This window comes from Pseudomonas sp. KH_046_2 (genome assembly GCF_057838985.1).
The window spans coordinates 5677534-5702745 of the sequence record NZ_CM174480.1 but is presented as its reverse complement, the minus strand read 5'-3'; the positions used below and the strand labels follow the sequence as shown (position 1 = coordinate 5702745).

The window sequence follows — 25212 nt, the reverse complement described above, 5'->3', positions numbered from 1 at the left end:
ACGAAGCGGGACGCGGGGCGTAGCTGTTGGAGTTCAGTCTAGGCCAAGTATCGGGTAGTAGACCAGAGTGGCGTCCTACCCGATAGCGCTCATCGCCTGTCAGTCAGCGGCAGGCTTTTGTTCGCTGAGCTTGTCAGCCAGACGCACGAACGCGGCCAGGTCGAGTTGCTCGGGACGCAAGCTGCCATCGACGCCGGCGGCTTCGATTTCGGCATTGCTCAGCAGCAGCTTGAGGGTGTTGCGCAAGGTTTTGCGGCGCTGGTTGAAAGCTTCGCGCACGACGCGTTCCAGCAGGCGGTGATCCTTGGCCGGGTGTGGCAACACCGCGTGGGGTACCAGGCGCACGATGGCCGAGTCGACTTTCGGCGGTGGGTTGAATGCCCCCGGGCCGACGTTGAACAGGTGCTCGACCCGGCAGTGGTACTGAACCATGATCGACAACCGGCCCCAGTCACCACCGCCAGGCCCTGCCGCCAAGCGCTCAACCACTTCCTTTTGCAGCATGAAGTGCATGTCGCGAATCAGGTGAGAGTTGTGCAGCAGGTGAAAAATCAGCGGCGTGGAGATGTTGTATGGCAGGTTGCCGACCACACGCAGGCTGCCAGGCGCGGCATTCAGGCTGTTGAAGTCGAACTTCAGCGCATCGCCCTGATGCAGGTTGAAGTTGCTCTTGCCGGCAAACTGCTGGTTGAGGATCGGGATCAGGTCCTTGTCCAGCTCCACCACATCGAGTTGCGCGCCGCTGCTGAGCAAGCCTTGGGTCAGTGCGCCCTGGCCCGGGCCGATTTCCAGCAGGCGGTCTTCTGCCTTGGCATGTATGGAGCGCAGGATACGGTCGATAACGCCGGCATCGTGCAGGAAGTTCTGGCCAAAACGCTTGCGCGCCTTGTGTTGGTAGTGCTCGGTCATAAACGGGTCTCGGCCATCTGGTAGGCGGTTTCCAGGGCGACTTGCAGGCTTCCGGTATCAATTTTGCCGCTGCCGGCCAGATCCAGGGCGGTACCATGGTCGACCGAAGTGCGGATGATCGGCAAGCCGAGGGTCACGTTGACTGCCGCGCCGAAGCCTTTGTATTTCAGCACGGGCAAGCCCTGGTCGTGGTACATCGCCAGCACTGCGTCGCAGTGCTCCAGATACTTGGGGGTAAACAGAGTGTCGGCGGGCAGGGGACCGCGCAGGTCCATGCCTTCGCCGCGCAGGCGCTCTAAGGTGGGTTCGATGATATCGATTTCTTCATGGCCCAGGTGTCCGCCTTCACCGGCATGGGGGTTGAGCCCGCACACCAGGATACGTGGCCGGGCGATGCCGAATTTGTTTTGCAGATCGGCGTGCAGGATTCGCGTGACGCGTTCCAGGCGCTCCGGCGTGATTGCGTCGGCAATCTCGCGAAGGGGCAGGTGAGTGGTCACCAGGGCCACGCGCAAACCGCGTGTGGCCAGCATCATCACCACTTGTGCAGTGTGGGTCAGGTCGGCGAGGAACTCCGTGTGTCCGGAAAAGGCGATGCCGGATTCGTTGATCACGCCCTTGTGTACGGGCGCCGTGATCATCCCGGCGAAATGCCCGTCCAGGCAGCCTTGGCCGGCGCGGGTCAGGGTTTCCAGAACGAAGGCAGCGTTGGCCTTGTCCAGTTGCCCGGCGACGGCCTTGGCATTGAGCGGTGTGTCCCAGACATACAGGCTGTTGGCTGGCGCGGGTGCATCCGGCCAGTTGTCCGGTGTGACTGGCAGCAAGTCGACAACCACGCCCAGTTGCGCGGCCCGCTCAATGAGCAGGTCGCGGCTGGTAATGGCAATCAGGGGGTGAGGCTGGGCTTGCGAGGCGAGCAGCAGGCACAGGTCGGGACCTATGCCGGCCGGTTCGCCGGGTGTCAGCGCGAAACGTTGGGGGTTCACTGCGCTGCCTGGTCGGCGCCAGGGAGTTTGATTTCCACGTACGCTTCGTCACGGATCTGACGCAGCCAGGTTTGCAGCTCTTCGTCGTATTTGCGGTTACGCAAAACGGTCATTGCCTGCTGCTCGCGAGCCTGTGAGGTACTGTCAGTGGCGCGACGGCCAAGGACTTCCAGGACATGCCAGCCGTATTGAGTCTGGAACGGCTTGGACAGCTGACCTTGCGGGGTATTGGCCATCACTTCGCGGAACTCGGGCACCAGTGCATTCGGGTCGATCCAGTTCAGGTCGCCGCCGTTGAGGGCCGACCCCGGGTCTTCCGAGTAGCTTTTCGCCAGCTCGCCGAAGTCTTCGCCAGCCTCGATGCGGCTGTAGAGCGATTCAGCCAGGGCCTTGGTTTTTGCTTCGTCGCGAATCGGGCTCGGTTTGACCAGGATGTGGCGCACATGCACTTCATCGCGCATCTGGGTCTGACCGCCACGCTTTTCGAGGACCTTCAGGATGATGAAGCCGCCCGGGGTGCGCATTGGCTGGGTGACATCGCCCACCGGCATGGTGCTCAGCAGGCGATCGAACGGCGGAGGCAATTGAGCGGCTTTACGCCAGCCCATGTCACCACCTTCCAGTGCGGTTTCGCTGGCGGACTTGGCGATTGCCAACTGACTGAAGTCAGCGCCTTGCTTGAGCTGCTGGTAAATCGCATCGGCCTGTTTGGCTGCACTCTGAATCGCGTCGGAGTTGGCGCTTTCCGGCGTAGGAATCAGGATGTTGGCCAGGTGGAACTCTTCGGACAGCTGCATTTTGCCCAGGTCGGACGCCAGGAAATTCTTCACTTCCTGCTCGGAGATCTGGATGCGTTCGGCGACCCGACGCTGGCGTACACGGCTGATGACCATTTCGCGGCGAATCTGCTCACGTGCGTCGTCGTAGGACAGGCCGTCGCGAGTCAGGGCGGCGCGGAACTGCTCGACCGACATGTTGTTGCGCTGGGCAATGGTGCCGACAGCCTGGTTCAACTCTTCGTCGGTAATGCGGATGCCGGAGCGCTCGCCGATCTGCAATTGCAGGTTTTCGACGATCAGGCGCTCAAGTACCTGCTGCTCCAGCACGCTGGCCGGCGGCACGGCAGAACCACGCTTGGCAATGGTTTGCTGAACTTCATGAACCCGTTGGTCCAGTTGGCTCTGCATGACCACGTCGTTGTCGACGATGGCCACCACTTTATCGATGGACTGTACGGCGGCGCTCGCCGCCGTACTCAGGAACAGCGCGCCCAGCATCAGCGGGCGCAAACAATCAGAAAGCTTGGTCTTCACGTTCACGATAACCTTGAATGCCTTTGTCGAGGAAGCTCTCTGCCTTGGAGCCGGTGAGGCCGCCGAGTCCCTTCAGAACAATTTGGAGGAAGACGCCATGGTCGCCTTTTTCGTTTTGTGGTGCTTCCTGACTGAACTCGTCATAGGCGACCCAGTAACGGTTGATCAGGCGCAGTTTCCAGCAGCAGCTGTCGTACTCGAAACCACCGAAGGCTTCCAGGGTACGGTTGCGGTTGTAGTCATACTGCCAGCGGCTGATAGCGCTCCATTGCGGCACGATCGGCCAGATCACCGAGAAGTCGTGCTGTTGGATCTTGTAGTAATCCTTCACGTAGCCAGGAGTGCCAGGGGTGCCGTAGTCACCGCCACCCACAGTCCATTTACCGGTGTTCTGGTCGTAACGGACCTGGTCATTGCGATAGCGATAGCCGGCGTTGATGACCTTGTTCGGGTTGTCTTCAGGCTGGTAATGGAACATCGCGCTGCCTGAGCGAGGGCTACGGCTGTCCGGGTCCCAGTTGTAGTCGGCCGTGGTACGCCAGTCGCGGTTCCAGCGATATTCGTATTGCAGCGCGTAAGGGGAAACGTTGGCCTGCGTATCCTTGCGGGTTTTTGGATCGATACCCGGCAACTGAACTTCGCGGTCCTTGAAGTACAGGGCTTGGCCGACACTAATGCGTTGACGCTCGAAACCGTTGTCTTCGATCCAGCGGCTGGTCACGCCCAGGGACAGTTTGTTCTCGTCGCCGACACGGTCGGAGCCGGAGAAACGGTTGTCACGGAACAGCGACTCATAGTTGAAGGTGTTTTCGCTGGTATCGAATACCGGGATGTCTTCCTGGTCGACCTCAGGCACGTACAGGTAGAACAGGCGCGGCTCGAGGGTCTGGCGGTAGTTCTTGCCGAAATACTGGGTATTGCGATCGAAGTACAGGCCGCTGTCGATGCTGGCGATCGGCACGCCGCGGTTCTGGTTGCTGTCGAAGGTCCCGCTGAGCTTGTCCTGCTCTGCGCTTTGCGCGGCGATCTGCGCCTTGCCGGTGTTGTCCAGATCCAGTTGGTACTGGGTGTACTGGTACTTGAGCGTCGGTTTCAGGAAGCCGTAGGTCCAGTTCAACGGCAGGCTGACGGCCGGTGCAAGGTTCAGGCGGTCGCCAGTAGCGCGCGCCAGACCTACAACGTTGTTATCAAGACGTGGCGATAGATTGCCGTCTTCGTCGGAGTAGAGGCCGTTTTTCAAGTCCCGGTCAAACCGTACAAGCTCGGTTTCGTAGCTGAAACTCAAGCCATTCGGATTATAGGGGAGCGCACCGTTGAAGGTGATCTGCGGCAGGCGGTCGTACGGCGTAATGTTCGATACGCTCGCCAGTTCGTATGCCTGGGCGTTCACCCGAGCGATATAGCTGTCGCCACGATAGGTGACGGAACCCTGCTGGTTCACGTAGTCGTTGCTTTTGATGCCAATCTGGTCGGTCTGCAGATCCTGGAAGTAATACGGATCGCTGATCTTGGTGTAGTCGACTTGCGTGAGCACTCGCGAGTCGAGACCGCCCTTGTGCTGCCAGTTGTACATGTAGCGGGTTTTTTCGGCGTCGCTCTGCTTGTCGCGTTCGTTGCTTTCGTCGTTGAGGTACGCCGCACCGAACTGGCCTTCGCTGGACTTGGTCAGGTAGCGGAATTCGCCTTCCATCAACAAACCGTGCTTTTCCATGTAGCGTGGGTACAACGTGGCATCGTAGTTCGGCGCCAGGTTGAAGTAGTACGGGGTGACCAGCATGAAGCCGGTATCGCTGCCGGTGCCGATGGTCGGCGGCAGGAAGCCGGACTGGCGACGGTCGTCGATCGGGAAATAGATGTACGGCGTGTACAGGACCGGAATGTCCTTGACCCGCAGCGTCACGTTGGTCGCCGTACCGAAACCGGTGGCCGGGTTCAGGGTGATGTTGTTGCCCTTGAGCTGCCAGGCGTTGCTGTTCGGTTCGCACGTGGTGTACGTACCGTCCTTGAGGCGGATGATCGCGTTCTCGGCACGTTTGGCGTACAGCGCATTACCGCGGATGCGCGATTTGTGCATCACGTATTCGGCGTTGTCGACCTTGGCTTCACCGGTGTCGAGCTGCACGTCGGCGTGGTCGCCCACAATCAGCGCGCCGTTGTCGCGAATGCGCACGTTGCCGCTCAGCTCGCCACGACTTTCGGCCTGGTACAGGTTGGCTTCGTCGGCTTCGACCTGCATGCTGCCCTGACGCATGACAACGTCGCCGGCCAGGGTCGCAACTTGCTCATCCTGCTTATAGCGGGAGGCTTTTGCGCCGATAAAGGTTGGAGCGTCACTTTTATTCGTCTTGTCATCCATGCCAGGACGAATCGGTTCGATATAGGAACCGGAGCAATAAGGACCGGTTTCGGCCAATTGTGCGGCGGTGAGCTGCTCGCGGGGAACCCAATCGAGGTGGCTGTAGTCTGCGCTACGCGACGTCAGGCCACGGCCTTTGGATTCGGTGACCAGCACCGGCTTGGCGCCGGCGTCTTCGCTGGAACCGTTCTCGGCCGGGGCTTCGCCGGTGGCGGAAACTGCGCTGCCGTCATGGACGGGGCGCGGTGGCAATGCAGCTGCCGGCGTCTTTGGCGCACAGTCCCAGGAGCCCGAAGCAGAGACTGAGCAGTCAAACTGTTCCGCGGCGACCACGTAGGAAGTGGCAAGGGGTTGCAGCGCCAGCAAACTGCCGGTAACCAACAACGGAAATTTTTTACGAAACGCGGGGGATTTCAATGCCATCTTATTAGTCCGGGCTTCCTGCGTGCCATCTGCCCGCGGTGTGGGCCGCACGCCTCTCGATGGTCTGAAAAAGATGCTGGATAATAAAGCATGACCCGCTTGACGGCTAGCGCCGTCGGAGACCCTTGCAATGCCTGATCAAGATGTACGCTTGCAACACCTGAAAGTTTGGCTCGATGAACAATTGGCGACCCTTTTTGCCGAGCAGGGCTGGGGCGTCGTACCCCCGGCCACGTTGACTGCGGCCAGCAGCGACGCGAGTTTCCGGCGGTATTTCCGTTGGGAAGGCGGTGACAAAAGTTTCATCGTGATGGACGCGCCACCGCCCCAGGAAAACTGCAAACCCTTCGTGGATATCGCCTTTTTGCTGGCAAAGTCCGGAATAAATGTGCCGAAAATTTATGCCGAAGACCTCGAACGCGGTTTTCTTTTGCTCAATGACCTGGGCAACAAGACCTATCTGGACGTCATCGACAGCGAAAACGCCGACGATTTGTTCACGGATGCCCTGCAAGCGTTGCTGGCTTTCCAGCAGTTGCCGATGGTTGCGCCTTTGCCGAGCTATGACGTGGCCTTGCTGCGTCGCGAGCTCGAGCTGTTCCCCGAGTGGTACGTAAAGCGCGAACTGGGCATCGAATTCGACGCGGCGCAACAAACGCTCTGGCAGCAGTTCAGCGAACTGTTGATCGACAGCGCCCTGGCACAACCAACAGTCCTGGTGCATCGCGACTACATGCCGCGCAACCTGATGCTCAGCGAGCCCAATCCCGGTGTGCTGGATTTCCAGGATGCGGTGTATGGCCCGGTGACCTACGACGTGACCTGCCTGTTCAAGGACGCATTCCTCAGCTGGCCGGAGGAGCGTGTGCACGGCTGGCTCGAAAACTACTGGCAACAAGCGGGTGCGCTCGGGATTCCGGTTCAGCCCGACTTCGAGGACTTCCTGCGTGCCAGTGACTTGATGGGCGTGCAACGTCACCTGAAAGTCATCGGCATTTTTGCGCGCATCTGCCATCGCGACGGCAAACCGCGTTATCTGGGTGATGTGCCACGTTTCTTTGCGTACATAGAAGCGGTGATCGCTCGCCGTCCTGAACTGGCCGGGCTGGATGTGTTGCTGGCCAGTCTGCGCGCCGGAGTGAAAGCATGAAGGCAATGATTCTGGCCGCGGGCAAAGGCGAGCGCATGCGCCCGCTGACCCTGACCACGCCAAAACCGCTGGTTCGTGCAGGCGGCGTGCCGCTGATCGAGTATCACCTGCGAGCGCTGGCCGCCGCCGGGTTCACCGACATCGTGATCAATCACGCCTGGCTCGGTCAGCAGATCGAAGACTACCTGGGCGATGGTTCGCGTTATGGCGTGAGCATTCTGTACTCGGCCGAAGGCGAGCCCCTGGAAACCGGCGGCGGGATTTTCCGCGCGTTGCCATTGCTGGGGGATGAAGCGTTTGTCGTGGTCAACGGCGACATCTGGACCGATTACGACTTCAGCGTGCTGCATCAACCCATCAACGGCCTGGCGCACCTGGTGCTGGTCAGCAACCCGCCCCATCATCCGGCCGGGGACTTCAGCCTGGTCGAAACGCAGGTGCGCGACGGTCAGCCAGAGGCTGGCACCCTGACCTACAGTGGCATCGCCGTGTTGCATCCGCAGTTGTTCGACGGTTGCACCGCGGGGGCCTTCAAGCTCGCGCCGCTGTTGCGCAAAGCCATGGCTGACGGGCAGGTTACCGGCGAGCAGATGAGGGGGCACTGGGTCGATGTCGGCACTCACGAGCGTCTGGCCGAAGTTGAAACATTGATAGAAGCGAGCCGCTGACATGCTGTGGCCAGGGACTCTGATCGGAGCCGGAGCAGGCTTTGCCATAGCCAGCATTCCGGGGGCCATGCTCGGCGCGTTGTTGGGGCAGGCGCTTGATCGGCGCTTGCACTTGCAGAGCTGGGGGCACTTGCGGGAAAAGCTGGGCGGTCGCCCGGTGTTGCGTAACGATGAATTGCTGTTTGTCCTGTTGGGACGCCTGGCCAAGTGTGATGGCCAGGTGATGGCTGGGCATGTCGAGCAGGCACGGGCGGAAATGCGCTCGCTGGACATGTCCGAGTCGGCCCAGCGTCGTGCGATTGCCGCGTTCAATCGCGGCAAGTCGGGCCGCGACCGGCTGCGCGGTTATCTGCGTCGCCTGAGTGCCCAGCCCCATGCGGCAGAAGGCGTATTGCGCGCCTGTTGGCGAATGGTCTGGGCCGATGGTCGTGCCGGAAGCAGTGAACGTAAACTGATCGGCCAATGGGGCAAATGGTTGGGCTGGACGCCCCTTCAGGTGCAGGCGCTGGCCCACGACTATGAGCCGCAGAAACGACCATTGGCCAACAGCGTGCCAAGTTATCAGGACGCGTTGAGGCTTTTGGGGGTGTCGGCCACTACTGAACCGGCGCAGATCAAGCGTGCTTACCGGCGCCTGCTCAGTCGCCATCATCCGGACAAGATTGCCGGCAGTGGCGCGACGGCCACGCAGGTGCGTGAGGCCACCGAGCGAACGCGTGAACTGCATAATGCCTACACGCTGATTCGGGAACGGCGGGATTTTCGCTAGCCCGGAAAACTTGCGTCGCCAGTGATACCGCTATCGTCGGAACGCCGCCCGGAGCAAGCTCGCTCCCACAGGTTTTGTGTCGTTCGCAATTTTGTGATCGGCATAAAACCTGTGGGAGCGTGGCTTGCCCGCGAAGATCGCGCCTCGGTCTGTCAGCCCGCCGGGTTCTGCGGATTCAACCAGCCCCGTACCCGACGGAACAGTTGCTCCTGTTCGGCCTTGGTATCCGGCAACGCCTTGAGTGCGACCTGGCTGAATGCCGATGACTTCAGGCGTTTGCTGGCCTGCAGGCGTTCCAGTGCTGCGTCGCGATCCAGCGCTTTGTCCTTGTAGAAAATATCCGCGGTCGGCAGTTTCAGGGTCGGGGTCAGCGCTGCAAGCCCGGGCGTGGCCGCCACAGGTGTCCGGGCGGCAACCATCACCAGCTTTTCGACCTGCGATGGCTGCTTCTCGCTCAGGTAGCGCGCGGCCCAATAGGCGCCGGAACCATGCCCCAACACCACGATACTGCGGGCGCTTTGCTGTTCGGCGAAGGCGATCGCGGCGTCGATCCGGGCAAAGATGCGCTCGGCATCTGCCTTGGACTGTTCTTCGGTGGTTTCGGCGACGACCTTGTCGGTTACATCTGCCTCGCCACCGGCCACCTGTTCGATGGGCGCGGCGGTGGTCGAGTCTTTACTGCCGGTTTCGGCGGGCTTGGGTACCGGCGCCGCTTCCACGATTCGTGGCGCAATGGCATCGCTTTGCAGGTCCGGCAAGGTGATACTCAGGCTGCTCCATTCGGCATCCGGCAATTTGCGCCGCAAAGGGCCGATCGCTTGCGGCCAGTCAACAGTTTCGCCGGCGCCCGGGATGATAATCACCGCACCTTTGGGGTCGGCGGTATTGGCCGGTTTCCACAATGCCAGAAAGGTGTCGGTGCCTGCTTGCAGTGGTTGCTGTTCCTGAGCCGGGATCTTTCGCTCAAGTGCAGTCGCTTCTTCCTGACTACGCTCAGGCAGCGGCTGACGTTCGAGTGGTTTTTCTTCGGCGGTTTTTTCTTCCGTGGCGGGTGCCGGGTCGGCCGCCTTGACGGAAAAAGCGCATGGCAGGATCAGCGACAGGCACAATGCTGGCAGTGCCAGGCGGTAGACAGGGGGCATCGGATATTCCAGGCCAGAAGATGTTCCGGCAGCCTAATGGGTTGGTCAGTATTTGTCAGTGTGTGAGAGTTCAATGATGCGTTTTCGCTGCCTGTGGGTTATCGGCTGCTTGTGGTTTCCCTTGATGGGCTGGGCGGCGGCCGTGCCCCCGGAGCACCTTGCCCAACTGACCCCGAAACAACAGTACTGGCTGGCACAGCAGAGCGAGTTGCGTGTCGGCCTGGTGTTGCAGGCGCCCTATGCGCAATACGATCGTCGCTTGCAGCGCCTGTCCGGGGTGAATGTCGACTTGATGAAGTGGCTGGCAAAGACCCTCAACGTCGAACTGAGCTGGCGCAACTTTCCCGACCTTGAACAGCTGGAGGCGGCTGCACGCGAGGGCGAAATCGACATCGCCCCGGGGCTGACCCAAACCCCTGGCGGGTTGCGCCTCTGGCAGTTTTCCGACCCCTACATGCGAGTACCGCAGTTGGTGGTCAGCGACCAGAAAAGCGCCGGGGCTGTCGAGCTGGAAAAGCTCGACAGCCAGACCCGCGTCGCCGTGCGCATGCCCAGTGCCATCGCCGATTACCTGCGCGGCAACTACCCACACCTGAATCTGCAAGGCGTACCGATGGAACGCCAGGCATTGCAATTATTGGTTGGCCAGCAGGCGACTTATGCGGTGATCGATGAGGCGCAGCTGGGACGCTTGTCGGTCGAGACGGAGTTCGCCGGGTTGGTGGTGGTGGGGGATGTCGGCCTGCCGCAGTTGCTGCGGGTGGCCACGCTCCGCGACAAGCCGGAACTGGCGGGCATCGTCGAAAGTGCATTGCGGGCGATCCCGGCCAAGGACCTGGAGCACCTGCACAATCAATGGCTGCAGCCCAAGTATCCGCGGCTCACCGAGTCTCCGGGTTTTTGGCAGAACCTCTGCCTGTTGCTGGCCGTGCTGGCGTTGAGTTGCATGGCCATCGTGGTCTGGCAGCGTCGCCAGCAGCACAGCCTTGAACAGCGTCTGCTGGCCGCGCAAGACGATATCGCCTTGCGCGCCGCCAGCGAAGAGGCCTTGCGGCTCACCCAGTTTTCCATCGACCAGAGCACCGTCGGTATCCTTTGGGTCAACTGGGACAGCCATGTGCGCTACGCCAACCGCGCGGCGGAAAGCATGCTGGGTTATCCGGCCGGCGGGATCATCGATCGGCCCCTGATCGATTTCGAGCCTGGCCTGCACATGGACCGTTGGCTGAACCTGTGGAAGCGCGCCCGGGCCAGTGAAGACGGCCCGCAAAGTTTCGAATCCAATTGCGTGCGGGCCGATGGCAGCATCCTGCCGGCTGATGTCTCGTTGAGTTTTCTGCGCTTTCGCGATGGCGAATACCTGGTGGTTTACCTCAACGATGTCACGGAGCGGCGTCGTGCCCTGGCGGCCTTGCAGGAAAGCGAGGCGCGGCTGCAAGGTATCGCCGCCAACGTTCCGGGGCTGGTTTTCCGGCTGGAGCGGGCGCCGGTGACCGGTCAGATCGACTTTGCCTACATCAGCGAAGGCAGCGAAAGCCTGGTGGGTTACTCGCCGGCCACGCTGGCGCATCGCGATAAAGGCCTGCGCAGCCTCGTGCATCCGGATGACAAGGCCAGCTATCACCAGACCCAGGATCATGCGCTGGATACCGACAGCGACTGGTCGTGGCAGGGGCGAATCCTCACGCGTCAGGGCGAGCAGCGCTGGGCGGAAATCAAGGCCATCACCCGCCGCCTGGAAGATGGCGCCTATGTCTGGGACGGGATCGTCTGGGACATCAGCGAGAGCAAGCGCATTGAACTTGAACTGGCCAGCTCCCGGGAACAACTGCGTGAGTTGTCCGCGCACCTGGAAAGCGTGCGCGAAGAAGAAAAAGCGCGCATTGCCCGGGAAGTTCACGACGAGTTGGGTCAGATGCTCACCGTGTTGAAGCTGGAAACGTCGATGTGCGAACTGGCCTACGCGCAGCTTGATCCGGGTCTGAACGAGCGCTTGAACAGCATGAAGCGCTTGATCGCTCAGTTGTTTCAGTTGGTCCGTGATGTGGCCACGGCATTGCGCCCGCCGATTCTCGACGCTGGCATTGCCTCGGCCATTGAGTGGCAGGCCCGCCGATTCGAGGCGCGCACGCAGATCCCGTGTCTGGTGCAGGTGCCGGACAACTTGCCGGTGCTGAGCGATGCGAAGGCAATCGGCCTGTTTCGAATCCTTCAGGAGGCGCTGACCAATGTCATGCGGCACGCCCAGGCGCATACTGTTGAACTGACACTGACCCTTGAAGGCGACGAGTTGTGTCTGACGGTCAGTGATGATGGCGTAGGATTTGTCGCCGCGCCTGGCAGGCCAACTTCCTTTGGGATCGTCGGAATGCGTGAGCGGGTGTTGATTATGGGCGGTGAGTTATCCCTTGAGAGTGAGCCGGGTGAAGGCACCTCCCTAAGCGTGCGAGTACCGCTCGATAGATCTTGAATCTGGAGAAGAACGTGATCCGTGTACTGGTAGCCGAAGACCACACCATCGTCCGCGAAGGCATCAAGCAGCTGATTGGCCTGGCCAAGGATTTGCTGGTGGTGGGGGAGGCGAGCAATGGCGAGCAGTTGCTCGACACCTTGCGTCATGTGCCCTGCGAAGTGGTGTTGCTGGACATCTCCATGCCTGGCGTCAACGGCCTGGAAGCGATTCCGCGGATTCGCGCCCTGAACAATCCACCGGCGATCCTGGTGTTGTCGATGCACGATGAAGCGCAGATGGCCGCCCGGGCGTTGAAGGTCGGGGCTGCCGGTTATGCGACCAAGGACAGCGACCCGGCGCTGTTGCTGACGGCCATTCGCAAAGTGGCGTCAGGCGGGCGTTACATCGATCCCGAACTGGCCGACCGCATGGTTTTCGAGGTCGGTCTTACCGACTCGCGGCCATTGCACTCGCTGCTATCCGAGCGCGAATTTTCCGTGTTCGAACGCCTGGCCCAGGGCGCCAACGTCAACGACATCGCCCAGCAACTGGCGCTGAGCAGCAAAACCATCAGCACCCACAAGGCGCGGCTGATGCAGAAACTCAACATCACCTCGCTGGCGGAACTGGTGAAATACGCGATGGAGCACAAACTCCTCTAAAGCACACCGCAATCAAAACTGTAGGAGTGAGCCTGCTCGCGATCGCGGTGGATCAGTCAATGCAATGTTGATTGACAGGACGCCATCGCGAGCAGGCTCACTCCTACAAGGGATCTCCGTCTGGTTTGGGATGGCAGGCATATCCAATAGCGACAGCCGTTTTGCTCGCTTTTGCGGCTTGCAGCTCGACACTTGTAGCTGTCTTGTCCATTTGCGCCATCCTTGTAGGGCAATCCCTACCCCCAACCTTCCATCCGGCTGAGGCCAATCTCTCTTGCGCCCCGATTTGCGCGGTCCCCGGCGTCCACTAGGCTTAGTCCCACAGCAGTCATCAATAACAAAGGTGTGGGTATGAGCCAGGTCGATTCAAGCGCAGGGGCCAATGATGTTCTGGTCAGCTTTCGTGGAGTGCAGAAGAGCTACGACGGCGAGAACCTGATCGTCAAGGACCTCAACCTGGACATTCGCAAAGGCGAATTCCTCACATTGCTCGGGCCGTCCGGCTCCGGCAAGACCACCAGCCTGATGATGCTCGCCGGCTTCGAAACGCCGACCGCGGGCGAAATCCTGTTGGGCGGGCGCGCCATCAACAACGTGCCGCCGCACAAGCGCGACATCGGCATGGTGTTCCAGAACTACGCATTGTTCCCGCACATGACGGTAGCCGAGAACCTGGCGTTCCCGCTGACCGTGCGCGGCATGAACAAGAGCGACGTCAGTGCCCGGGTCAAGCGCGTGCTGAGCATGGTCCAGCTCGATGCCTTCGCCCAGCGCTACCCTGCGCAGCTTTCCGGCGGTCAGCAACAGCGTGTGGCATTGGCCCGCGCGCTGGTGTTCGAGCCGCAACTGGTGCTGATGGACGAACCCCTCGGCGCACTGGACAAACAACTGCGTGAACACATGCAGATGGAAATCAAGCACCTGCACCAGCGCCTGGGCGTCACCGTGGTCTACGTGACCCACGATCAGGGCGAAGCCTTGACCATGTCCGACCGTGTGGCGGTGTTCCATCAGGGTGAAATCCAGCAGATCGCACCGCCGCGCACCCTCTACGAAGAGCCGAAAAATACCTTCGTCGCCAACTTCATCGGCGAGAACAACCGCCTCAATGGCCGCCTGCACAGCCAAACCGGCGACCGTTGCATTGTCGAGCTCGGACGTGGTGAAAAGGTGGAAGCCCTGGCGGTCAACGTCGGTCAGACCGGCGAGCCGGTGACCCTGTCCATTCGTCCGGAGCGAGTGAGCCTCAATGGCTCCAGCGACCAATGCGTCAACCGCTTCTCCGGGCGAGTCGAGGAATTCATCTATCTGGGCGACCACGTCCGGGTTCGCATGGAAGTCTGCGGCAAGACCGACTTCTTCGTGAAACAGCCGATTGCCGAGCTTGATCCCTCGCTCGCCGTCGGCGACGTGGTACCGCTTGGCTGGCAGGTCGAGCACGTTCGCGCACTCGATCCTCTTTTAGAGGCGCATTGATCGCCCCGGCAACACCAACACCAACCCTGCACGTGGAGAGAACAATAAATGTTGAGATCCCTGAAATTCACCGCTTTGGCACTGGGCATGATGGGCGCGGCACACGCAATGGCGGCCGGCCCGGACCTGACCGTGGTGTCCTTTGGCGGCGCGAACAAGGCGGCTCAGGTCAAAGCCTTCTACGCACCGTGGGAAGCGGCAGGTAACGGCAAGATCGTGGCCGGCGAGTACAACGGCGAAATGGCCAAGGTCAAGGCCATGGTCGACACCAAGAGCGTGTCCTGGGATCTGGTAGAGGTTGAATCGCCGGAGCTGTCCCGTGGTTGCGACGAAGACATGTTCGAGCAGCTTGATCCGAAGTTGTTCGGCAAGACCGAAGACTACGTCAAGGGCGCCATCCAGCCTTGCGGCGTGGGTTTCTTCGTGTGGTCGACCGTGCTGGCCTACAACGCCGACAAACTGAAAACCGCACCGACCAGTTGGGTGGATTTCTGGGACACCAAGCAGTTCCCGGGCAAGCGTGGCCTGCGTAAAGGCGCCAAGTACACCCTGGAATTCGCACTGATGGCCGACGGCGTTGCGCCGAAGGACGTCTACAAAGTACTGGCCGGCAAGGACGGTCAGGACCGCGCATTCAAGAAGCTCGATGAACTCAAGCCGAACATCCAGTGGTGGGAAGCCGGCGCACAACCGCCGCAATACCTCGCTTCCGGTGACGTGGTCATGAGCTCGGCCTACAACGGTCGTATCGCTGCCGTGCAGAAAGAAAGCAACCTGAAAGTGGTATGGAACGGCGGCATCTACGACTTCGACGCATGGGCCATTCCAAAAGGTCTGGATGCCAAACGCGCTGAAGCTGCGAAGAAGTTTATCGCCTACTCGGTAATGCCCCAGCAGCAGAAGACCTACTCGGAAAACATCGCCTACGGCCCGGCCAACACCCAGGCCGTACCCTTGCTGGCCAAGGAAGTCCTGAAAGACATGCCGACCACCCCGGAAAACATCGCCAACCAGGTGCAGATCGACGTCAGCTTCTGGGCTGACAACGGCGAGCAGCTGGAACAGCGTTTCAATTCCTGGGCTGCGAAGTAAGCAGAGGGCTCGCCCTCCTGTGAGGGCGGGCTTCTGTGGCGAGGGGGCTTGCCCCCGTTGGGTCGCGAAGCGGCCCCAAAACCTGCAATCGCGGTGTATCAGGTACACCGGGTGCGATGTTTTACGACTGCTTCGCAGCCGAACGGGGGCAAGCCCCCTCGCCACAAGTTCGCTCCCACATTAACGATTGATCAAAGATTTGCGGAGTACGTCATGGCTATCGCCGTTCCCCTGAACGAGGGCACCAGCCCCACCTTGAAGCAGCGGCTCAAGCACGCCGAGCGGGTCAACCGCTGGAAGGCCCAGGCGTTGATCGCGCCGCTGGTGCTGTTTCTGTTGCTAGTGTTCCTGGTGCCGATCGTGGCGCTGCTCTACAAAAGCGTTGGCAACCCGGAAGTGGTCGGCGGCATGCCGCGCACCGTGACTGCCATCGCCAGTTGGGACGGCCGCGGCCTGCCCGCTGAACCGGTTTACAAAGCAGCGGCCGAAGACCTCGCCGAGGCTCGCAAGAATCAGACCCTGGGTGATCTGTCCAAGCGCCTGAACATGGAACTGGCCGGCTACCGCAGCCTGCTGACCAAAACCGCCCGCGCCTTGCCGCTCGCCACTGAACCAGCTTCTTATAAAGAAGCACTGGAAGGCCTCGATGAGCGTTGGGGCGACCCGGCCTACTGGCAAGCGGTACGCCGCAACACCAGCAGCATCACCCCGTATTACCTGCTGGCGGCTGTCGATCACCGTATCGACGACCTCGGCGAAATCGCCCCGGCCACCCCGGATCAAGCGATCTACCTCGACATCTTCGCCCGTACCTTCTGGATGGGCCTGGTCATCACCGTGATCTGCCTGGTGCTGGCGTATCCGCTGGCTTACCTGCTGGCGAACCTGCCGTCGCGCCAGAGCAACCTGCTGATGATCCTGGTGCTGCTGCCGTTCTGGACCTCGATCCTGGTACGCGTCGCGGCGTGGATCGTATTGCTGCAATCGGGTGGCCTGATCAACAGCGGCCTGATGGCCATGGGCATCATCGATAAGCCGATCGAACTGGTGTTCAACCGCGTCGGTGTCTACATCTCCATGGTGCATATCCTGCTGCCGTTCATGATCCTGCCGATCTACAGCGTGATGAAAGGCATCTCGCCGACCTACATGCGCGCCGCGATTTCCCTCGGTTGCCATCCGTTCGCCAGTTTCTGGCGGGTGTACTTCCCGCAGACCTATGCCGGTGTCGGCGCCGGTTGCCTGTTGGTGTTCATCCTCGCCATCGGCTACTACATCACCCCGGCATTGCTGGGCAGCCCGAACGACCAGATGGTCAGCTACTTCGTCGCCTTCTACACCAACACCAGCATCAACTGGGGCATGGCGACCGCACTCGGTGGGCTGCTGTTGCTCGCGACGGTCGTGCTTTATCTGATTTACAGCTGGCTGGTAGGCGCAAGCCGCCTGCGCCTGAGCTAAGGGGAGAACGAAATGCTGAGTCCTTATATGTCGCCCATCGAACGGGTGTGGTTCTACAGCTTGCGGATTCTCTGCGGCTTGATTCTGTTGTTCCTGATCCTGCCGGTGCTGGTGATCATTCCGCTGTCGTTCAACTCCGGCAGTTTCCTGGTGTATCCGCTGCAGGGCTTCTCGCTGCAGTGGTATCACGACTTCTTCGCCTCGGCGGAGTGGATGCGCGCCCTGAAGAACAGCATCATCGTCGCCCCTGCGGCCACGGTGCTGGCCATGATCTTCGGTACGCTGGCGGCCATCGGCCTGACCCGGGGCGACTTCCCCGGCAAGGCGTTGGTAATGGCGCTGGTGATTTCACCGATGGTGGTGCCGGTGGTGATCATCGGTGTGGCCAGTTATCTGTTCTTTGCTCCGCTGGGATTGGGTAACAGCTTTTTCTCGCTGATCGTGGTGCATGCGGTGCTGGGTGTGCCGTTCGTGATCATTACCGTGTCGGCGACCTTGCAGGGGTTCAACCACAATCTGGTGCGGGCCGCTGCGAGCCTGGGCGCTTCGCCGCTGACCACGTTCCGCCGGGTGACCTTGCCGCTGATTGCGCCGGGCGTGATCTCCGGTGCGCTGTTTGCCTTCGCGACTTCGTTCGATGAGGTGGTGGTGACGCTGTTCCTCGCCGGCCCTGAACAAGCGACCTTGCCACGGCAGATGTTCAGCGGTATTCGCGAAAACCTCAGCCCGACCATCGCCGCCGCCGCGACGCTGCTGATTGCCTTCTCGGTGATCCTGCTGCTGACCCTGGAGTGGCTGCGCGGGCGTAGCGAGAAACTGCGTACCGCGCAGGTTTAAGCCTTCACACCAATCAACTGTAGGAGCGAGCCTGCTCGCGATAGCGGACTTTCAGTCGACATCCATAGTGACTGTCAGTCCGTCTTCGCGAGCAGGCTCGCTCCTACATTGGATCTCCAGTGTCTGTTTGCTCATTCACGACCTGAATGGCAGACAAACCCCAATCCCCAGCTACTATTGTGCCCAGCTCCCCTACCTATAAGAGGCTGCGCGCATGAGTATTTCCTCTTTCAAAATCGCTCACAAACTGATCACCGGCGCAGGTGCCATCGAGCAACTGTCTGCCGAGCTTACGCGTCTGGACATCGACAACCCGCTGATCGTCACCGACGCCGCCCTGGTCAAATCCGGCACGGTAGAGCTGGCACTGGCGCAGTTGGGCGAACGCAGTTACGAGATTTTCGACCGGGTGTTGCCGGACCCGGAAATCGCCATCGTCGAAGATTGCATGCAGGCCTATCGCGACGGTGGGCATGACGGCTTGATCGGCCTCGGCGGCGGCAGTGCCATCGACATTGCCAAGAGCGTGGCGGCCTACGCCGGGTACCACGGTGCGCTGGCGGATCTGTTCGGTATCGATCAGGTCCCGCGCAAAGGCCCGCCGCTGATTGCCATCCCGACCACCGCCGGCACCGGCTCGGAAGTGACCAACGTCGCCATCCTTTCCGACAAGGTCGCGCAGCTGAAGAAGGGCATCGTCAGTGACTACCTGCTGCCGGACGTGGCGCTGGTCAGCCCGCAAATGACCCTGACCTGTCCGCGCAGCGTCACGGCGGCCAGCGGCGTCGATGCGCTGGTGCATGCCATCGAATCCTATCTGTCGGTCAATGCCTCGCCGATTACCGATTCCCTGGCCATCGGCGCCATCAAGTTGATCGCCAAGGCCTTGCCCAAGGCCTACGCCAACCCGTCGAACCTGCAAGCCCGGGAAGACATGGCCACCGCCAGCCTGATGGCCGGCATGGCGTTCGGCAATGCCGGGGTTGGCGCGGTGCATGCGCTGGCGTATCCGCTGGGCGGGCGCTTCAACATTGCCCATGGGGTCAGTAATGCCTTGCTACTGCCCCATGTCATGACCTGGAACAAGATGGCCTGCATCGAACGCATGCAGGATATCGCCGAGGCCATGGGCGTGAAGACCGCTCACTTGAGTATCAACGAAGCGGCCGACAAAGCCGTGCAAGCCATGACCGAACTGTGTGCCGCCGTGGAAATTCCCCAGGGCCTGCGCAGTTTCGGTGTGCCCGAGGGCGCCATCCCTTCCATGGCCGTGGAAGCGGCGGGGATCGAGCGCTTGATGCGCAACAATCCGCGTAAGTTGAGTGCCGTCGATATCGAAAAGATCTATCGCGCGGCGTACTAGGGCCCCTGCCGTCGATGGATGATGGCAAGGTCCAATCATCGCGCTCACGGTGCGCGCGTCAAAGCATGAGGTATACAATGCGCGCCATCGTGATTCTGCTCAGAAAAGGTGCGTCATGCAGCCCTTCGTAATTGCTCCGTCGATTCTCTCCGCCGACTTCGCCCGCCTGGGTGAAGAAGTGGACAACGTCCTGGCCGCCGGCGCCGACTTCGTGCACTTCGATGTCATGGACAATCACTACGTGCCCAACCTGACCATCGGCCCGATGGTCTGCGCGGCGCTGCGCAAGTACGGCGTGACCGCGCCGATCGACGCGCACCTGATGGTCAGCCCGGTGGACCGAATCGTCGGCGACTTCATCGAAGCCGGCGCGACCTACATCACCTTCCACCCGGAAGCCACGCAGCACATCGACCGCTCCCTGCAATTGATCCGCGAAGGCGGCTGCAAGTCGGGCCTGGTGTTCAATCCGGCGACCCCTCTGGATGTGCTCAAGCACGTCATGGACAAGGTCGACATGATCCTGTTGATGAGCGTCAACCCGGGCTTCGGTGGGCAGAAGTTCATCCCCGGCACCCTCGACAAGCTGCGTGAAGTGCGGGCGCTGATCGATGCGTCGGGCCGTGACATTCGCCTGGAAATCGACGGTGGCGTGAACGTGAACAACATTCGCGAAATCGCTGCGGCCGGTGCCGACACCTTCGTCGCCGGCTCGGCCATCTTCAATGCGCCGAACTATCAGGAAGTCATCGACAAGATGCGTTCCGAACTGGCGCTGGCTCGCCCATGAGTGGCTTTGAGCAGCTGTTCCCGGGGCAACTGCCGCGGCTGGTGATGTTCGATCTGGACGGCACGCTGATCGATTCGGTCCCGGACCTGGCAGTGGCTGTGGACAAGATGCTGCTCAAACTCGGTCGTAAACCCGCCGGTCTGGAAGCGGTACGCGAATGGGTCGGCAACGGCGCGCCGGTGCTGGTGCGTCGTGCGCTGGCTGGCGCTATTGATCATTCGGCGGTCGAAAACGCCGAGGCCGAACGTGCGCTGGAGTATTTCATGCAGGCTTATGGCGAGAGCCACGAGTTGACCGTGGTTTACCCCGGCGTGCGCGACACACTCAAATGGCTGAAAAAGCAGGGTGTCGAGATGGCGCTGATCACCAACAAGCCGGAACGCTTCATCGCGCCGCTGCTGGATCAGATGAAGATCGGCCGCTATTTCCGCTGGATCATCGGCGGCGACACCCTGCCACAGAAAAAGCCCGATCCGGCCGCGCTGTTTTTCGTGATGAAAATGGCCAACATTCCGGCTTCGCAGTCGTTGTTCGTCGGTGATTCGCGCAGCGATGTGCTGGCGGCGAAAGCGGCGGGGGTCAAGTGTGTGGCACTGAGCTACGGCTATAACCACGGCCGGCCGATTGCCGAAGAGTCGCCGACGCTGGTGATCGACGACCTGCGCAAACTAATTCCCGGTTGCCTGGATCCGGCCGCTGAGATAACGTTGGCCGACGCTGTCAAACCCCCTTCTGGAAACGCCATCGTGGTGGTCACTCGCAAACTCTGGATGAAAGTCATCAAGGCCCTGGCCCGCTGGCGTTGGCGCGCCTGACTTGATCCTGGCCGGTTATCCGGCGCGTTTGCATACCTGACTGTTCGACCCTCAAGCCACGAGGCACCTCATGATCCGCGAAGAATTCCTGCGTTTGGCCGCTGCCGGCTACAACCGCATCCCGCTTGCCTGCGAAACCCTGGCCGACTTCGACACGCCGCTGTCGATCTACCTGAAGCTGGCCGACGAGCCCAACTCCTACTTGCTGGAGTCCGTACAGGGCGGCGAGAAGTGGGGCCGTTACTCGATCATCGGCCTGCCGTGCCGCACCGTGCTGCGGGTTCACGATCATCACGTCAGCGTGACTGTCGATGGCGTCGAGACCGAAAGCCACGACGTGGAAGACCCGCTGGCCTTCGTCGAAGCCTTCAAGGCTCGCTACAACGTGCCGACCATTGTCGGCCTGCCGCGTTTCAACGGCGGCCTGGTGGGTTACTTCGGTTATGACTGCGTGCGTTATGTGGAAAAACGTTTGGGCAAATGCCCGAACCCGGACCCGCTGGGCGTACCGGACATTCTGTTGATGGTGTCCGACGCCGTGGTGGTGTTCGATAACCTGGCCGGCAAGATGCACGCCATCGTCCTGGCTGACCCGGCGCAGGAAGACGCCTTCGAACAAGGTCGCGCGCGCCTGGAAGAGCTGCTGGAAAAACTCCGTCAGCCGATCACTCCACGCCGTGGCCTGGACTTCAGCAAGCAGCAATCGGCTGACCCGGTGTTTCGCTCCAGCTTCACCCAGAACGATTACGAAAAAGCCGTCGACACCATCAAGGAATACATCCTGGCCGGTGACTGCATGCAGGTCGTGCCGTCCCAGCGCATGTCGATCGACTTCAAGGCAGCCCCCATCGACCTGTACCGCGCGCTGCGCTGCTTCAACCCGACGCCTTACATGTACTTCTTCAACTTCGGCGACTTCCACGTCGTCGGCAGTTCGCCGGAAGTGCTGGTGCGGGTCGAAGACAACCTGATTACCGTGCGCCCGATTGCCGGCACCCGTCCGCGGGGCGCCAACGAAGAGGCTGACCTGGCGCTGGAAAAAGACCTGCTGTCGGACGACAAGGAAATCGCCGAACACTTGATGCTGATCGACCTCGGCCGCAACGACACCGGTCGCGTTTCGGAAATCGGCTCGGTGAAGCTCACCGAGAAGATGGTGATCGAGCGTTACTCCAACGTGATGCACATTGTGTCCAACGTCACCGGGCAGCTGAAAGCCGGGCTGACGGCCATGGACGCACTGCGGGCGATCCTGCCGGCGGGCACCTTGTCCGGTGCGCCGAAGATTCGCGCGATGGAAATCATCGACGAACTGGAGCCGGTCAAGCGTGGTGTCTACGGCGGTGCGGTCGGTTACTTCGCCTGGAACGGCAACATGGACACCGCCATTGCGATCCGCACGGCGGTGATCAAGAACGGCGAACTGCATGTGCAGGCCGGTGGCGGCATCGTCGCCGACTCGGTGCCGGCGCTGGAATGGGAAGAAACCCTGAACAAGCGCCGTGCGATGTTCCGCGCTGTTGCCCTGGCTGAACAGACCCCGGAAAGCTGAGCTGACCACAAAGACCTCACCACCATAAAAAAACGCGGCGCCTGAGAGGGCGCCGCGTTTTTTATTGGCTGCACATCAGAAGTCCAGCGCAACACCTACGTTGATGCCCTGTTGGGTGAAGTCATCTTCCTTGCGGATGTTGTAGCTGGCGCGCAGTGCCAGGTCCTTGGTGAGGTTGTGGCTCACCCCCAGGTTCACACGTTGCAAGTGACTTTGCGGGGTGTAGCCTTCCAGCGTGAACTGGTTGTTTGGCAGGCTGTTGAGGTTGATGTCCACGTCCTGGGTATCGTCGTTGTACTCACGCTCGATTGCCGCTTCGCCGAACACCTGGGTTTGCGGGGTGATCTGGTACTTGCCCTGCAGGCCAGCGCCCAGACGCCGGGAAATACGCTCCTGATCGGCGAAGGTCAGCGCCGTGGAATTGTTGCCGTCCTCCGAGTAACCATCGACTTGTACCTTGGAGAAGTCGGCGCTGACAAACGGCGACAGGTGCCAAGGGCTGCTGGCTTGTTGCGCAATGTCGTAACCCACGCGTGCGCTGAAGGCTTCGACGTAGCCGCTGGTATCGCCTTTTTCGCCGCGTTCGTTGACGCCCAGCTGGAATTTACGCTTGAGGCTGTCGTAATCCAGATGCCCGGCCGTCACCGCCGCGTCAGCCCACACACGGTTTTGCTGGTACTGGGCGAATGCCGTGCCCAGGTAAGTGTTGAGTTTGTAGTCGGAGTCGTTGTTGCCGGCTTCGAGTTTCTGGTTATAGAAACCGGCCACCAGGCCAACGCGCCAGGCATCGTCGAGACGATAGCTGCCACCGATGTTCAGGTTGGCTCCGTTGCCGTCGGCGCTTGCCACGCTGTCCTGACTGTCAAAGTCCTGATGCTGTCCGCCGCCGGAAACAATGGCCCGCCATTGGCCGACGCCTTGCCAGTTTTCCCAATCGGCCAGCCACTGATTGCGCAATTCATCCTGATGCGCGCGCACGGTGCCCTGGGCCATTTCCGGAAGCAAGGTCAGCTCCCACGGCGCCGCCAGCAGGGAATACGCGTAATCGGCAATCAGACGCTGCCCGGCTTCGGTGGGGTGCACCGAGTCGTTGTAGATCAGCTTGGTCGGGTCCGGCGTGGCGCTGTTGATGCCGTAGCGGGCGTTCTCGGTGCAGCCGTTGCCGCTGAAGCAGGTGGTGATGAGGTTCTGGTCGGTGGCCAGGCCAAACTGTGCCGGGTTGGCGAACGTCTCTTTGAGCAGTACCGGAATGTTGAGCGGGATGACTTCGGCATTGATGTTTTGCAGTCGACTTACCAGTTCAGTGTTGAACTGGGCGCTGAGTTGGGACGTGAACGCTTGCAGCGGGGTGCCGTTGAACGCCGGGGTAAAGCCGATATCGGGCAGCAACCAGACCATGACGTATCTGGCGCCGGCGGTTTGCAGCGTCTGCACGCTGTCGGCCAGGCGGTCGGCGGCGGCACTGGCCTGGGGCAGGCTGGTGACGCGACCTTGCAGGAAGTCGTTACCGCCACCCGACAGGTAATACAGTGCATTCGGGTCGGCACGGAAGTTGTTGGATGGAAGATAGCCGGCCCGGGTGCGTTCGCCGGTGGCGGAGGTGCTGGTGATCGAATCCAGAATCTGATCGGTACGGTAGCCACCTACAGCCCAGTTGTTGCCATCGGGCAGGCCTTCGTTGGCGCGAACTGCTGAAGCAGAGGATGCCGTCTGGTCCGGTGAAAACCCCAGTTTTCCACCCAGGATTTGCGTGGAGTTCAGCGAGCGGACTTCGCCGCTGCCATCCAGGTACACCGGTCCCGTCCGGTTGGTGAAGCGCTGTGTCGCCCCGGCAGGCCCGCCCGTGTCGGCAAAGGTCCCTGCATCGTTGAGGCTGTCCCCGAAGACAATGAAGCTTGTATAAGGATTGGGTGCGGCGTTCGCCTGGGCGCATGCGATCGCGAGCAAGCATCCTGCGAGCGGTACGAACAACGACTGTTTGATCATGAGCAAGTCCGTTTATTTATTGTTTTAGTGAACGAAACGACAGTACCAAAAACTTCCGGCCTTTTGCCATCTGTCGCGAAGCCTTTGATAGTTTCGCGGGCAGTGCCCCCCGGCGATATTGCGCGCTCTGCCCAGCTAAGTTACTGTGCCGGGACGTACGAACGAGACCTTCCCCGTGTTGATCATCAGTAAACTCCTGGATCAAGTCATCAAGGCACACGCCCGCTGGCGTTGGCGCGCCTGAATTCTTTTGCCGGCCTCGCCGGACCTGTACCGCTTTGCCTTCGTTACCTGTTTGAAATGCCGCTTTGCTGGCGCTACTCCGGCACCTGACAAAACGCAGCGCTCTGCGGGTAAATCATTCGAAGGCCATCTTTAAAGTCAGTGAGTTCAAGAGGTTCTATACGCCATGTTGCTGATGATCGATAACTACGACTCCTTTACCTACAACGTTGTGCAGTACCTGGGCGAGCTCGGCTCCCAGGTCAAAGTCGTGCGCAACGATGAACTGACCATTGCTGAAATCGAAGCCCTCAACCCTGAGCGCATCGTTGTGTCCCCCGGTCCTTGCACCCCGACCGAGGCCGGCATCTCGATTGAAGCGATCAAGCATTTCGCCGGCAAACTGCCGATTCTTGGCGTCTGCCTTGGCCACCAGTCCATCGGCCAGGCCTTTGGCGGTGATGTGGTGCGCGCCCGTCAGGTGATGCACGGTAAGACTAGCCCGGTGTTTCACGAGGACAAGGGTGTATTCGCAGGCCTGAATCGTCCGCTGACGGTCACGCGCTATCATTCATTGATCGTCAAGCGCGAAACCTTGCCAGATTGCCTGGAACTGACCGCCTGGACCCAGCTCGAAGACGGCTCGGTCGACGAGATCATGGGCCTGCGTCACAAGACCCTGAACATCGAAGGCGTGCAGTTTCACCCTGAGTCGATCCTCACCGAACAGGGCCACGAACTGTTCGCCAACTTCCTCAAACAAACCGGCGGCACGCGCTAAGGACTTT

At 60.8% G+C, this 25212-nt stretch carries 20 protein-coding genes; 14 read left to right on the top strand and 6 right to left on the bottom strand.

Annotated features, from left to right (window positions below; genetic code table 11):
* Positions 1-99: 99 nt before the first annotated feature.
* Genes rsmA through AC3IX1_RS26005 form a run of 4 tightly spaced genes read right to left on the bottom strand, consistent with a single transcriptional unit; the run spans position 100 to position 5987 of the window.
* Entirely contained in the window at positions 100-909 is an 810-nt protein-coding gene (gene rsmA / locus AC3IX1_RS26020) for a 16S rRNA (adenine(1518)-N(6)/adenine(1519)-N(6))-dimethyltransferase RsmA (protein WP_046039480.1), read from the bottom strand.
* Positions 906-1895, bottom strand: coding sequence for a 4-hydroxythreonine-4-phosphate dehydrogenase PdxA (pdxA, locus tag AC3IX1_RS26015; RefSeq protein WP_489386293.1), 990 nt, complete (start codon positions 1893-1895; stop codon positions 906-908). The genes rsmA and pdxA overlap by 4 nt, the downstream gene beginning before the upstream one ends.
* Positions 1892-3208 carry a peptidylprolyl isomerase SurA gene (surA, locus tag AC3IX1_RS26010; protein ID WP_489386292.1) on the bottom strand — a complete coding sequence of 439 codons (1317 nt, stop codon included), beginning with the start codon at positions 3206-3208 and terminating at the stop codon, positions 1892-1894. Before surA ends, pdxA begins: the two co-directional genes overlap by 4 nt.
* Positions 3189-5987, bottom strand: a complete 2799-nt coding sequence (locus AC3IX1_RS26005) for an LPS-assembly protein LptD (RefSeq protein WP_489386291.1) — start codon at positions 5985-5987, stop codon at positions 3189-3191. The genes surA and AC3IX1_RS26005 overlap by 20 nt, the downstream gene beginning before the upstream one ends.
* Before the next feature lie 130 nt (positions 5988-6117).
* Here AC3IX1_RS26005 and AC3IX1_RS26000 point away from each other — a divergent pair, with 130 nt between their 5' ends.
* The 3 genes from AC3IX1_RS26000 to AC3IX1_RS25990 are packed head-to-tail and all read left to right on the top strand — an operon-like array spanning position 6118 to position 8574.
* Positions 6118-7137 carry an aminoglycoside phosphotransferase family protein gene (locus AC3IX1_RS26000; protein WP_489386290.1) on the top strand — a complete coding sequence of 340 codons (1020 nt, stop codon included), beginning with the start codon at positions 6118-6120 and terminating at the stop codon, positions 7135-7137.
* Positions 7134-7805 (top strand): N-acetylmuramate alpha-1-phosphate uridylyltransferase MurU, encoded by a 672-nt coding sequence (gene murU / locus AC3IX1_RS25995; protein WP_489386289.1) that lies wholly within the window; start codon positions 7134-7136, stop codon positions 7803-7805. Before AC3IX1_RS26000 ends, murU begins: the two co-directional genes overlap by 4 nt.
* Before the next feature lies 1 nt (position 7806).
* Entirely contained in the window at positions 7807-8574 is a 768-nt protein-coding gene (locus AC3IX1_RS25990) for a TerB family tellurite resistance protein (RefSeq protein ID WP_489386288.1), read from the top strand.
* A 152-nt stretch (positions 8575-8726) separates the two neighbouring features.
* Here the strand turns inward: AC3IX1_RS25990 and AC3IX1_RS25985 are convergent, their stop codons facing one another.
* Entirely contained in the window at positions 8727-9716 is a 990-nt protein-coding gene (locus tag AC3IX1_RS25985; RefSeq protein WP_489386287.1) for an alpha/beta hydrolase family protein, read from the bottom strand.
* Between the two features lie 73 nt (positions 9717-9789).
* Here AC3IX1_RS25985 and AC3IX1_RS25980 point away from each other — a divergent pair, with 73 nt between their 5' ends.
* From AC3IX1_RS25980 to trpE, 10 genes are all read left to right on the top strand, one after another.
* On the top strand, positions 9790-12186 hold the full coding sequence (locus AC3IX1_RS25980; RefSeq protein WP_489386286.1) for a PAS domain-containing sensor histidine kinase: 2397 nt from the start codon (positions 9790-9792) through the stop codon (positions 12184-12186).
* Positions 12187-12200: 14 nt separating this feature from the next.
* Complete coding sequence (locus AC3IX1_RS25975; RefSeq protein ID WP_008051638.1) at positions 12201-12830, top strand: response regulator; 630 nt, start codon at positions 12201-12203, stop codon at positions 12828-12830.
* Between the two features lie 351 nt (positions 12831-13181).
* Positions 13182-14306 (top strand): ABC transporter ATP-binding protein, encoded by a 1125-nt coding sequence (locus tag AC3IX1_RS25970; RefSeq protein WP_056726651.1) that lies wholly within the window; start codon positions 13182-13184, stop codon positions 14304-14306.
* Positions 14307-14354: 48 nt separating this feature from the next.
* Entirely contained in the window at positions 14355-15398 is a 1044-nt protein-coding gene (locus tag AC3IX1_RS25965; RefSeq protein WP_150725209.1) for an ABC transporter substrate-binding protein, read from the top strand.
* Positions 15399-15611: 213 nt separating this feature from the next.
* Positions 15612-16859: an ABC transporter permease gene (locus tag AC3IX1_RS25960; RefSeq protein ID WP_095964075.1), complete on the top strand. Its 1248-nt coding sequence runs from the start codon at positions 15612-15614 to the stop codon at positions 16857-16859.
* 12 nt (positions 16860-16871) lie between these two features.
* Positions 16872-17696, top strand: a complete 825-nt coding sequence (locus AC3IX1_RS25955; RefSeq protein WP_489317422.1) for an ABC transporter permease — start codon at positions 16872-16874, stop codon at positions 17694-17696.
* A 214-nt stretch (positions 17697-17910) separates the two neighbouring features.
* A complete protein-coding gene (locus tag AC3IX1_RS25950; protein ID WP_489386285.1) occupies positions 17911-19059 on the top strand; it encodes an iron-containing alcohol dehydrogenase in 1149 nt (382 codons plus the stop codon).
* 115 nt (positions 19060-19174) lie between these two features.
* Complete coding sequence (rpe, locus tag AC3IX1_RS25945) at positions 19175-19849, top strand: ribulose-phosphate 3-epimerase (protein ID WP_150725211.1); 675 nt, start codon at positions 19175-19177, stop codon at positions 19847-19849.
* Positions 19846-20664 carry a phosphoglycolate phosphatase gene (locus AC3IX1_RS25940; RefSeq protein ID WP_489386284.1) on the top strand — a complete coding sequence of 273 codons (819 nt, stop codon included), beginning with the start codon at positions 19846-19848 and terminating at the stop codon, positions 20662-20664. Before rpe ends, AC3IX1_RS25940 begins: the two co-directional genes overlap by 4 nt.
* Positions 20665-20734: 70 nt before the next feature.
* A complete protein-coding gene (trpE, locus tag AC3IX1_RS25935) occupies positions 20735-22216 on the top strand; it encodes an anthranilate synthase component I (RefSeq protein WP_489386283.1) in 1482 nt (493 codons plus the stop codon).
* A 75-nt stretch (positions 22217-22291) separates the two neighbouring features.
* On the opposite strand, the gene estP is transcribed toward trpE, so the two are convergent.
* Complete coding sequence (gene estP, locus AC3IX1_RS25930) at positions 22292-24202, bottom strand: esterase EstP (protein WP_489386282.1); 1911 nt, start codon at positions 24200-24202, stop codon at positions 22292-22294.
* A 409-nt stretch (positions 24203-24611) separates the two neighbouring features.
* On the opposite strand from estP, the gene AC3IX1_RS25925 reads away from it, so the two are divergent.
* Positions 24612-25205: an aminodeoxychorismate/anthranilate synthase component II gene (locus AC3IX1_RS25925; RefSeq protein ID WP_007980194.1), complete on the top strand. Its 594-nt coding sequence runs from the start codon at positions 24612-24614 to the stop codon at positions 25203-25205.
* The last annotated feature ends 7 nt before the right edge of the window (positions 25206-25212 follow it).